Origin of the sequence: Paracoccus sp. SSK6, assembly GCF_039770665.1 — a bacterium.
In the GTDB taxonomy this organism is placed as follows: Bacteria; Pseudomonadota; Alphaproteobacteria; order Rhodobacterales; family Rhodobacteraceae; genus Paracoccus.
In genome coordinates this window covers 97,655-107,132 of sequence record NZ_JBDPNJ010000003.1, presented here as the reverse complement: position 1 = coordinate 107,132, position 9,478 = coordinate 97,655, and the positions used below count along the sequence as shown (strand labels likewise).

Annotated in this window: 8 protein-coding genes; 2 read left to right on the top strand and 6 right to left on the bottom strand. The window is 69.6% G+C overall.

The window, feature by feature from the left end:
- Positions 1–113: 113 nt before the first annotated feature.
- The 6 genes from AAIL68_RS03665 to AAIL68_RS03640 all read right to left on the bottom strand — a co-directional run bounded on the left by AAIL68_RS03665 (position 114) and on the right by AAIL68_RS03640 (position 8,041).
- Positions 114–1,877 (bottom strand): biotin carboxylase N-terminal domain-containing protein, encoded by a 1,764-nt coding sequence (locus AAIL68_RS03665; RefSeq protein ID WP_347138149.1) that lies wholly within the window; start codon positions 1,875–1,877, stop codon positions 114–116.
- Positions 1,874–3,415, bottom strand: a complete 1,542-nt coding sequence (locus AAIL68_RS03660) for an urea amidolyase family protein (protein WP_347138147.1) — start codon at positions 3,413–3,415, stop codon at positions 1,874–1,876. The genes AAIL68_RS03665 and AAIL68_RS03660 overlap by 4 nt, the downstream gene beginning before the upstream one ends.
- 2 nt (positions 3,416–3,417) lie before the next feature.
- Positions 3,418–4,197 (bottom strand): putative hydro-lyase, encoded by a 780-nt coding sequence (locus tag AAIL68_RS03655; RefSeq protein WP_347138146.1) that lies wholly within the window; start codon positions 4,195–4,197, stop codon positions 3,418–3,420.
- Positions 4,194–4,964, bottom strand: a complete 771-nt coding sequence (locus AAIL68_RS03650; RefSeq protein ID WP_347138145.1) for a 5-oxoprolinase subunit PxpA — start codon at positions 4,962–4,964, stop codon at positions 4,194–4,196. Before AAIL68_RS03650 ends, AAIL68_RS03655 begins: the two co-directional genes overlap by 4 nt.
- A gap of 97 nt (positions 4,965–5,061) precedes the next feature.
- The gene (locus tag AAIL68_RS03645; RefSeq protein WP_347138144.1) at positions 5,062–6,651 is read right to left on the bottom strand and encodes a PAS-domain containing protein; all 1,590 of its coding nucleotides are present in this window, start codon (positions 6,649–6,651) and stop codon (positions 5,062–5,064) included.
- A 61-nt stretch (positions 6,652–6,712) separates the two neighbouring features.
- Positions 6,713–8,041, bottom strand: a complete 1,329-nt coding sequence (locus tag AAIL68_RS03640; protein WP_347138142.1) for an ActS/PrrB/RegB family redox-sensitive histidine kinase — start codon at positions 8,039–8,041, stop codon at positions 6,713–6,715.
- Between the two features lie 95 nt (positions 8,042–8,136).
- Between AAIL68_RS03640 and AAIL68_RS03635 the strand changes: the two genes are divergently transcribed.
- Together AAIL68_RS03635 and AAIL68_RS03630 are read left to right on the top strand one after the other, a co-directional pair.
- A complete protein-coding gene (locus tag AAIL68_RS03635; RefSeq protein ID WP_347138141.1) occupies positions 8,137–8,763 on the top strand; it encodes an SCO family protein in 627 nt (208 codons plus the stop codon).
- Between the two features lie 80 nt (positions 8,764–8,843).
- Positions 8,844–9,404, top strand: a complete 561-nt coding sequence (locus tag AAIL68_RS03630) for an ActR/PrrA/RegA family redox response regulator transcription factor (protein WP_347138139.1) — start codon at positions 8,844–8,846, stop codon at positions 9,402–9,404.
- The last annotated feature ends 74 nt before the right edge of the window (positions 9,405–9,478 follow it).

Below are 9,478 nucleotides of genomic sequence, written 5' to 3'. Positions count from 1 at the left end.
TTGCTGGTCCATGATGCGGAACAAGCAGCGGCGTGATCCGCAAGGGCAACAGTCGCGGCGGAATCCTCAAGCTGCCTCCCGGCAGCCGTCTTGAAGCCTGGGCTTTCCGCTGTCTATCCTTCGATCCGTGCGAGTGTGGCGCCAAAGGGCAGGACTTCGCCCGGTCTGGCGGCCAGGGTGATCCGGCCCGCGCGATGGGCTTCGACGCGGGTTTCCATCTTCATCGCCTCCATCACGGCGACCGGCTGGCCTGCCTCGACACTCGCGCCGTCATCCACCTGCCAGGCGGTCAGGGTGCCGGGGACGGGGGCGATGACCGCGGCCTCGTCCGCCTGGGGCGCGGCCTCGGTCGCGGTGCCGGACGGAACGGCGGCCAGGATCCCGGCGGGCAGGCCCAGTTCGTGGCGCCTGCCGTCGATCTCGATGGCCATGCGCAGCAGGGGCGGGGTGGCGGCAGGCGCGACGCGGGCATGGGGGGCCACGGCGGCGGCCAGCCGGTCGGCGAAGTCGGTCTCGATCCAGCGGGTGTGGACGCGGAAATCCCCGTCCTCGGCCCGGAACTCGGGTTGCTCCAGCACCGCGCGATGGAAGGGCAGGACCGAGGCCACGCCGGTGATGCGGAACTCGGCGAGGGCGCGGCGGGCGCGGGCGATGGCTTCGTCGCGGGTGGCCCCCGTCACGATCAGCTTGGCCATCATCGAATCGAAGCTGCCGGGGACGGACGAGCCCGCGACGACGCCGCTGTCCAGCCGGATGCCGGGGCCGGAGGGCGCGTCAAAGGTCTCGATGGGGCCGGGTGTGGGCAGGAAGCCGCGCGCCACGTCCTCGGCATTGATGCGGAATTCGATGCTGTGGCCGCGTGGGACGGGCACCGCATCGTCCGCCAATCTCGCGCCGCGCGCCACCGCGATCATGCCGCGCACCAGGTCGATGCCGGTGGTTTCCTCGGTCACGGGATGTTCGACCTGAAGCCGTGTGTTGACCTCAAGGAACGAGATCGTGCCATTCGCGGACAGCAGGTATTCGACCGTCCCCGCGCCGCTGTAGCCCGCATGGGCGCAGATCGCGCGGGCGCTGTCGTGGATGCGTTGCCGCTGTTCGTCGGTCAGGAAGGAGGCGGGCGCTTCCTCGACCAGCTTCTGGTTGCGGCGTTGCAGGGAACAGTCCCGCGTGCCGATCACCTTGACGGTGCCGTGCAGGTCGGCAAGCACTTGCGCCTCGACATGGCGGGGGCGGTCGAGGAACTGCTCGATGAAGCATTCGCCGCGGCCAAAGGCCGCCTGCGCCTCGCGCGTGGCGGACTGGAACAGTTCCTCCACTTCTTCCAGGCGCCAGGCGACCTTCATGCCGCGCCCGCCGCCGCCAAAGGCCGCCTTGATGGCGATGGGCAACCCGTGCTGGCGGGCGAAGGCCAGGGCATCGGCGGGCGTTTCCACCGGGCCAGGGGTGCCCGCGACCAGGGGGGCGCCCACGGTTTCGGCGATGCGGCGGGCCTCGATCTTGTCGCCAAGGGCGGTGATGACGGCGGGGTCCGGGCCGATCCAGACCAGGCCGGCGTCCTGCACGGCCTGCGCGAAACCGGCGTTTTCCGACAGGAAGCCATAGCCCGGATGGATCGCATCCGCGCCCGCACGCTGCACGATGGCGATGATCTTTTGCCCGTCCAGATAGGTCTCGGCAGGCGTGTCACCGCCAAGCGTAAAGGCTTGGTCAGCCATGCGGACAAAGGGCGCGTCGCGGTCGGCATCGGCATAGACGGCGACGGTCCCGATGCCTTCGTCGCGGCAGGCGCGGATGATGCGGACGGCGATCTCGCCGCGGTTGGCGACCAGCAGGCGGTTCAGCGGCAGGGTCGGGCCGGTGGCGAAAAGGGTCATGGCTGGACCTTGATATCGTGGAAGGCGGCGGCGGCGGTGAAGCGGATGCGCGCACCGGGCGGGATCTGGCCCGCCAGATCCAGGGCTGAAGGCAGCAGCGTCGCGATCACCGGATAGCCGCCGGTCAGCGGATGGTCGGCCAGGAACAGCACCGGCTGGCCGGAATGGGGGATCTGGATGGCGCCGGTTTCCGTGCCTTCCGATGGCAGTTCGCGCGCGTCGTCGGGGGTGATGGGCGCGCCTTCCAGCCGGATGCCCACGCGGGACGATTGCGGCGTGACCAGCCAGTCCTGGGACAGGAAATGCCGGATCATGCCGGCCGAGAACCAGTCGGCGCGCGGGCCGAGGGTCACGGGCAGGTCCACCACGTCGCCCGGTTTCGGCAGCGCGGGCTGATCCTCGGGCGCGGCGATGGCGGTGGCGGGGCGGTTGGCTGCGTAAAGGCGCGCGCCAGCGGTCAGCGCCTCGGGGCCGACAAAGGCCAGCGTGTCGGTCGCCGCCGAGCCCAGCACCGAGGCCACGTCGAAGCCGCCGCGCAGCGCCAGATAGCTGCGCATCCCGGTACCGGGGGGCGGGATCAGCACCTCGTCCCCGGTATCCAGCGCGAAGGCCGTGGGCATGGGATGCCCGGCCACGGTGGCTTGTCCCGCGCCGGTCAGGGCCAGCGTCACGGGCCGCTCTGCCCGCAGCTGCACGGGGCCGAGGGTGATCTCCAGCACCGGCGCGTCCGAGGGATTGCCCACGGCCCGGTTCGCCCGGCGCATCGCGCCCCTGTCCAGCGCGCCGGATGCCGAGATCCCCTGTCCGCCCTGTCCGGGACGGCCTTCGTCCTGGAAGACGATGGGAAAGGCGGTCTGCACCACGGTCAGCGCAAGCCGGCCTTGCGGTTCGGGGATGGCGGCCGAGGGGCGGATGTCGGCCACCCCTTCCACGAACCGCGCGCGGACGCCGGGGCGCAGCAGGGCGGGCGGGTCGCGCGACAGATCCCACATCGGCACCCTGGTCGTGCCGATCAGCTGCCAGCCGCCCGGCGTGTCCTGCGGATAGATGCCGCAGAAGCGCGCGGCCAGGGCCACCGACCCCGCCGGGATCCGCGTGCGCGGCGCGGGGCGGCGGGGCAGATCGAAACGCGGGTCGTCGCAGGTCATGTAGGCGAAACCGGGCGCGAAGCCGCAGAAGGCCACCGCCCAGGTGGCGGCCTGATGCGTGGCGATGACCTCGGCCACGGTCAGGCCCAGGTGGCGCGCCACATCCGCCAGATCGGCGCCGTCATAGGTCATGGGGATCTCGACCGTCTCGACCGGGGTTTCCTGGCGGACCGTGTTCGGCGCGGGCTGGCGGGCCATGACCAGTGCCGCAAGCGCACCATCGGCGGCATATCCCGGCGCCACGCGGATCATCAGCGTGCGGGCGGCGGGGATGATCTCGGTCACGCCGTCGATGGGGCTGTCCAGCAGCGCGTCGAACAACGCCAGCGTCGCCTCCAGATCGGCTAGTTCCACCAGCAGCGTGCGCGGTCCGACGGGAAGAAAGCGCATCGTCACGCCTGCCACGGGCTGTCGGGAATGTCTGTGATGACCATGTGCCCCGGCACATGGGTGATGGCGAAGGGCGGCTTCGAGGCCATGGCGGCAGCCTGCGGCGTCACCCCGCAGGCCCAGAAAGCCGGCACCTCACCGTCGCGAATTTCCACCGCATCGCTGAAATCGGGACACGACCGGTCGGCGATGCCCAGGGTCTCGGGCGCGCCGATATGGACCGAGGCGCCGTGGATCGCCGGAAAGCGCCCCGTGATCGTCGCGCCCTCGGCCACCCGATCCGCCGGGACGGGCCGCATCGACACGACCATCTGCCCGGACAGCCGCCCGGCGAGACGGCAGGCGCGGTTCGTCAGATACATCGGCACGTTGCAGCCCTGCGCGAGGTGCCGCATCTCGATCCCCGCGGCCTGCAAGGGCGTCTCGAAGGAACAGCCGATCAGGAAGGTCACCAGGTCGGGATGCGCGTCCCCCGCATCTGTGGCGTCCGCCATCTCATCCGCCAGCCCCCCGTCGCGCCAGATGCCATACAGCGGAATGTCCGTGCGCAGGCCGGCATCCGGCGCAAGCGCGGTGCGATGGCTGCCGGGGTCGGTCACGTCCAGGACCGGGCAGGGCTTCGGGTTGCGCTGACCATAGAGCAGGAAATCCCTGGCCCAATCGCGCGGCAGCGAGGTCATGTTGCGCTGGGTGAAGCCCGGCGCCGTGCCTGCGGTCGGGGCAACGGTGCTGCGGCAGACCAGGCGGGCGGCTGCGGCGCTTGCGGGATCGGGGCGCATCATGCCGCCTTGGCGAAGGGGGCGACGGCGATGCCGCCCGCGGCCAGTTCCTCGCGGATGCGGCGGGCCATCTGCACGGCGCCCGCGCTGTCGCCATGCACGCAGATGCTCTGGGCCTGCAGGCGCAGGGTGGATCCGTCGATGGCCTCGATCACGCCTTCGGTGGCAAGCCGCAGCATCCGGGCGGCAACGGCGTCGGCGTCGTGCAGCACCGCGCCCCGTTCGCGGCGGGACACAAGCTGGCCGTCGGGCGCATAGGCGCGGTCGCCGAAAGCCTCGGCCACCGTCGCCAGTCCCGCATCGGCGGCGCGGGCCAGGATTTGCGTCCCGGCCAAGCCCATCAGCACCAGCGAAGGATCGATTTCCCTGATGGCCGCGATCACCGCATCGGCCTGACGCGCGTCATGGGCAATGGTGTTATACAGCGCGCCATGCGGCTTCACATAGCTGACCCGCGTTCCGGCTGCCTTCGCGATCCCCTGCAGCGCGCCGATCTGATAGATCACGTCGGCGGTCAGTTCGGCACTGGCCACGTCCATCGGGCGGCGTCCGAAGCCCACCCGGTCGGGATAGGACACATGCGCGCCCACCGCCACGCCGCGCCGGGCCGCTTCTGCGACCGTGGCGCGGATGGTCAGCGGATCGCCCGCGTGAAAGCCGCAGGCCACATTGGCGGAACTGACGATCTCCAGCATGGCGGCGTCGTCGCCCATGGACCAGGTGCCGTAGCCCTCGCCCAGGTCACTGTTCAGGTCGATGCTGCGCGTCATCGCGTTCCTTTCCGGTTCATGCATCCAGAAAGACCAAAATCGCGCCGGGGATCAACAGCGGGCAGTTGCCGTCCTCTTTGTCGCGCCTTGCCTATCGTCAGCCGCTGGCCGTAGCCAGTAAGGGCAGACCCGCCGGCTGCGCGCCGGCCGCCGGATCGGGCAGGCGGAAGCGGACCATCTGCCGCCCGCCAGGAAGCCGCGTCACCGACCACCCGAGCAACTGGCCTGAAGGACCGGCGATGAGGCCGCTGTCGCGCAAGGCCCCTTCGGCCCCCCCGAGGCACGTGGCAAGCGCATCGAGGCCGGGACCGGCCTTGGACCCCGCCTGCCAGCAGGCAAGGGCCTGGCCCAGGCTATCCCCGGCATCGGGCCACAGCTCGCGGTAGGGCCGGTTGGCCATCGCCACCTGGCCGCCGGGGGCAAAGACCACCACCGCTTCCCCGATATTGTCGAGGATGCTGTGGCCCAGGGCCATCTCGGCCCGGAACTTGCGGGTCAGGGCCATTTCCGAGGTGATGTTCTCGAACAGAAAGGCCACGGCGCCGTCGGGATGGGGGCGGCCGGTGACGCGATAGGTCTGGCCGCCGGGCAGGGACCACTCTTCGACATGATGGCCAGTGGCGGCGGCGCTTTCCAGGTTGCTCATCTGCTGGCGCCAGCTGCGGAAATCCTTGGGCTCGGGGACCATGCGCAATTCGCGCAGCTTGTCCAGCAGGTCGAACAGCGTGGGCCGCGCGGTCAGAAAGCCCGTGGGCAGGTTGGTCAGGTCGATCAGCGCGGGGTTGAACAGCTGCAGCTGCCGCTGCCGGTCGAAGATGGCAAGCCCAATGGGCAGGTCGGCGAAGGTCTTGGTCAGGGTCTGGACGAATTCGCGCAAGGACCGTTCGGCACGCACCGCCGCATCGGCGGGCAGGGCGAACATCATGGTCTGGTCGCCCGCCTGGTGGCTGTGGCAGTCGTACCAAGACACCGCGCCGTTCTGGGTCAGCGACGCCCGCCGGGTCCGCGTCCCGGCACCCGGCACGGGGCGCGGCGGTTCCAGCAGGCGCGGCAGCGGCCAGCCGACGGGGTCGTCCCCCTGCGCCTCGGCGTGGCGCAGATAGGCGGCGTTGGCCCAGGTCACCCGTTCCTCGGCATCCTGGCGCCAGACCAGCATCGGCGTCTGGTCCAGGGAACGGCGCAGCAGGTCCAGCTCCTCCTCCATCGCCTGCTGGGACATGGAATCGACCACGATGCCCGTGTATTCCGCCTGCGGGTCGGTGATGGCGATGCGCAGAAGTCCCGGCTCGATCTGCTCGACCACCAGCCGCAGCGCCGCGCTGCCCGATCCGGCCCCCGATCCGGCCTGCCCCAGCGATTCGAAGCGGCCGATGCGGTCGATTCGGCCCAGGGCCTCGACCGCGTCGGGAAAACGCGGCCCGATCCAGTGCAGAAGGCGCGTCCAGTCGCCTTCGGGGGCGGAAAAGCGGTCCAGAAGCGCGCGGGCGGGCGGCGTCGCATCCACCAGAGCCCCGTCGCGGAACAGCATCACCATGGGCTTGAGGCTGCTTTCCAGCCCCTGCGACAGGCGCGGCCGGGCCCGGCGCGACCCCTTGTCCCACCAGCGGACCAGCAGGGTCGCCAGCACGACCGAGGCGGTGCCCATCAGCACGGCCATCAGGACCAGGGCGATTCCATGCAGGACCATCTTCGCTCCTATGCGTTTTGCGCAACCATAGGAGGAACGGGATTAACGAACAGTTAAAAGATCACGCATCCTGCACAGGGTTTTCGCCCAGTGGCGCGCGCGCATCGGCCGCGATCCGGTCCAGCGGCCACCTGACGGTGACGACGGCCCCCGGCCCGCCATTGGCGAAATCCAGGCGCGCGCCGGACCGTTCCAGCAGGGTCTTGGCGATGAACAGGCCCAGGCCCATCCCTTCGTATTCCTGGCGCTGCGGGCCGGTGCGCTTGCTGGTCAGGTAGGGATCGCCGATCCGGGCCAGCAGCGCGGGCGAATATCCGGGGCCGTCGTCGCGGATCGTCACGCACAGCCAGCCCTCGCCCCATTCCGATTCGACCACCACGCGGGCGCGGGCGAAATCGACGGCGTTCTGGATCAGGTTGCGAAGCGCGTGGATGATCGCGGGATCGCGCCGGATGTCGGGGCCCTCGGCGCGGATCTCGACCACCGGGCCGCGCCCGGCATGGGGTTCAGCGGCATCCTCCAGCACGGTTCGCAGGGGGGCCGTGCGCAGGTGCAGGTCGTCCTTGCCCGCCCGGCCCATGCTTTGCAGGATCTGGGCGCAGCGGACGGCCTGGTCGCGCAGGGCTGTGGCGTCGGCCTGCAGGTCGGGGCGGTCGCCCAACTCGTCCGCAAGCTCGGCCGCGATCAGCTTGATGGTGGCAAGGGGGGTGCCCATCTCGTGCGCAGCCGCCGCCACGACGCCGCCCAGGTGCTGCAGCCTTTGTTCGCGCGCAAGCGCCATCTGGGTCGCAAACAGCGCGTTCGAGGTCGCCTGCAGCTCCACCGTCACGCGATGGGCATAGCCCGCGAAGAACACCACGCCGATCATCAGCGCCGTCCAGTGCCCAAGGGCCAGGATCGGCGCCAGTTCCAGCGGACGGCCCGCCGCATCCTGCAGCGGCAGCGCCACCAGCGAGGCCGTCGAGATCAGCGCCATAGTGGCCGCGCCGAGCGCCACGGTTTCGCGCGCGTCCAGCGATGTCGCGGCAACCGTCACCGGCGCCAGCACCAGCAGCGCGAAGGGATTGGCCAGCCCCCCGGTCAGCGCCATCAGGGCGGAGATCTGGACCACGTCGAAGGTCAGGTTCACCACCGCCATCCGGGCCGAGGTGCGTCGCGGCGGCGACAGGACCTGCCACAGGTTCACCGCGATGGCCGCCGCGATCAGCGCAAGGACAGGGCCGACCGCGAAGCCGATGCCCATCATCCGCGCGACGATCACCGCCGCCAGCTGGCCCGCGATCGACACCCAGCGCAGCAGCACCAGCGTGCGCATGCGGATCGGCTCGGCCTCGGGCGGGGCCTGGAGGCCGGCTGGCCGACCTGCAAGGGGAAAGGGTGGATTGGACATGCGCGTGGCCCGATGCGACGATGCGGACCTTGATACGCGGGGCGGGATGGGCGATCAATGCGCCGCTTTCTGCCCTTGGATGACGGAGAAGAACCATGGCCGACCGGAAAATCCTGCTGATCGGCTGCGTTGCGGCCATCGCCCTGCTGGCGGCGGGCGGCGTCTTCCTGGCCAGCCGCGGGGGCGACCAGTTCGCCGGATGCGGCGGCAGCGCGGTCGCGGGCGGCATGGACAGCTTCGGCACCGATTTCACCCTGACGCGGCAGGACGGGCAGCGCGTCACCGCCCAGCAGGTCTTCGACAAGCCCTCGCTTCTCTATTTCGGCTATACCTCCTGCCCGGATGTCTGCCCGATGGACAGCGCCCGCAATGCCGAGGCCGCCGCCTTGCTGCAGGAACAGGGCAAGGACGTGCAGACCGTCTTCATCACCGTCGATCCGAAACGCGACACGCCCGAAGTGGTGGCCGATTTCACCAGCCTGTTTCCCGGCGACATGATCGGCCTGACCGGATCGGACGAGGAAATCGCCGCCGTCAACAAGGGCTGGCGCAATTACTACAAGGCCAATGACGCCGAGGGCGGCGATTATTACCTGGTCGATCACATGACCAATACCTATCTGGTCCTGCCCGGAAACAAGACGGTCGATTTCTTCAACCGCGACACCGCGCCCGAGGTGATGGCCGAGCGCGTCGGCTGTTTCGTCGATGCCCTTGGCTGAGGCGCGCCCCGCCCGGAAATGATTGCCCCCGTCCCGGCCCTGCGGCAATGTGGCCGCTTACGAAGGCTGGGACAGGCGCCATGCAAGATGAAACACCCGCCCGGAAGGATCCGGGCCCCGATCCGTCGCTGCTGCTGGTGGACGACGATGAAATCTTCGTGACGCGGCTGGCCCGCGCGATGGAAAAGCGCGGCTTCGTGCCGCGCACCGCCGTCAGCGTCGCCGACGCCCTGGCGATGATCCGGCAGGCGCCCCCCGCCTATGCCGTGATCGACCTGCGGCTGGAAGATGGCAACGGCCTGGACGTGGTCGAGGCGCTGCGCGACCTGCGCGAGGATGCGCGCATCATCGTGCTGACGGGATATGGCGCCATCGCCACGGCGGTCGCTGCCGTGAAAATGGGCGCGACCGATTATCTGGCAAAGCCCGCCGACGCGAATGACGTAACGTCGGCATTGCTGTCGGACGGGGAATCGCTGCCTCCGCCCCCCGATAATCCGATGTCGGCGGACCGCGTCAGATGGGAACATATTCAACGCGTTTACGAGCAATGCGACCGCAATGTCAGCGAAACGGCCCGCCGCCTGCATATGCATCGCCGCACCCTTCAGCGTATTCTTGCCAAAAGAGGGCCGCGCTGAATTAATTGCACATCTTGTAATTCGCCGCACCCTATATAAGATTACATTTATCAATTCACCACGGATGCGACGAA

Coding starts and splice junctions, on each gene's coding strand:
- AAIL68_RS03665 (WP_347138149.1), bottom strand. CDS start 1,877: ATGACCCTTTTCGCCACCGGCCCGACCCTGCCGCTGAACCGCCTGCTG.
- AAIL68_RS03660 (WP_347138147.1), bottom strand. CDS start 3,415: ATGCGCTTTCTTCCCGTCGGACCGCGCACGCTGCTGGTGGAACTAGCC.
- AAIL68_RS03655 (WP_347138146.1), bottom strand. CDS start 4,197: ATGATGCGCCCCGATCCCGCAAGCGCCGCAGCCGCCCGCCTGGTCTGC.
- AAIL68_RS03650 (WP_347138145.1), bottom strand. CDS start 4,964: ATGACGCGCAGCATCGACCTGAACAGTGACCTGGGCGAGGGCTACGGC.
- AAIL68_RS03645 (WP_347138144.1), bottom strand. CDS start 6,651: ATGGTCCTGCATGGAATCGCCCTGGTCCTGATGGCCGTGCTGATGGGC.
- AAIL68_RS03640 (WP_347138142.1), bottom strand. CDS start 8,041: ATGTCCAATCCACCCTTTCCCCTTGCAGGTCGGCCAGCCGGCCTCCAG.
- AAIL68_RS03635 (WP_347138141.1), top strand. CDS start 8,137: ATGGCCGACCGGAAAATCCTGCTGATCGGCTGCGTTGCGGCCATCGCC.
- AAIL68_RS03630 (WP_347138139.1), top strand. CDS start 8,844: ATGCAAGATGAAACACCCGCCCGGAAGGATCCGGGCCCCGATCCGTCG.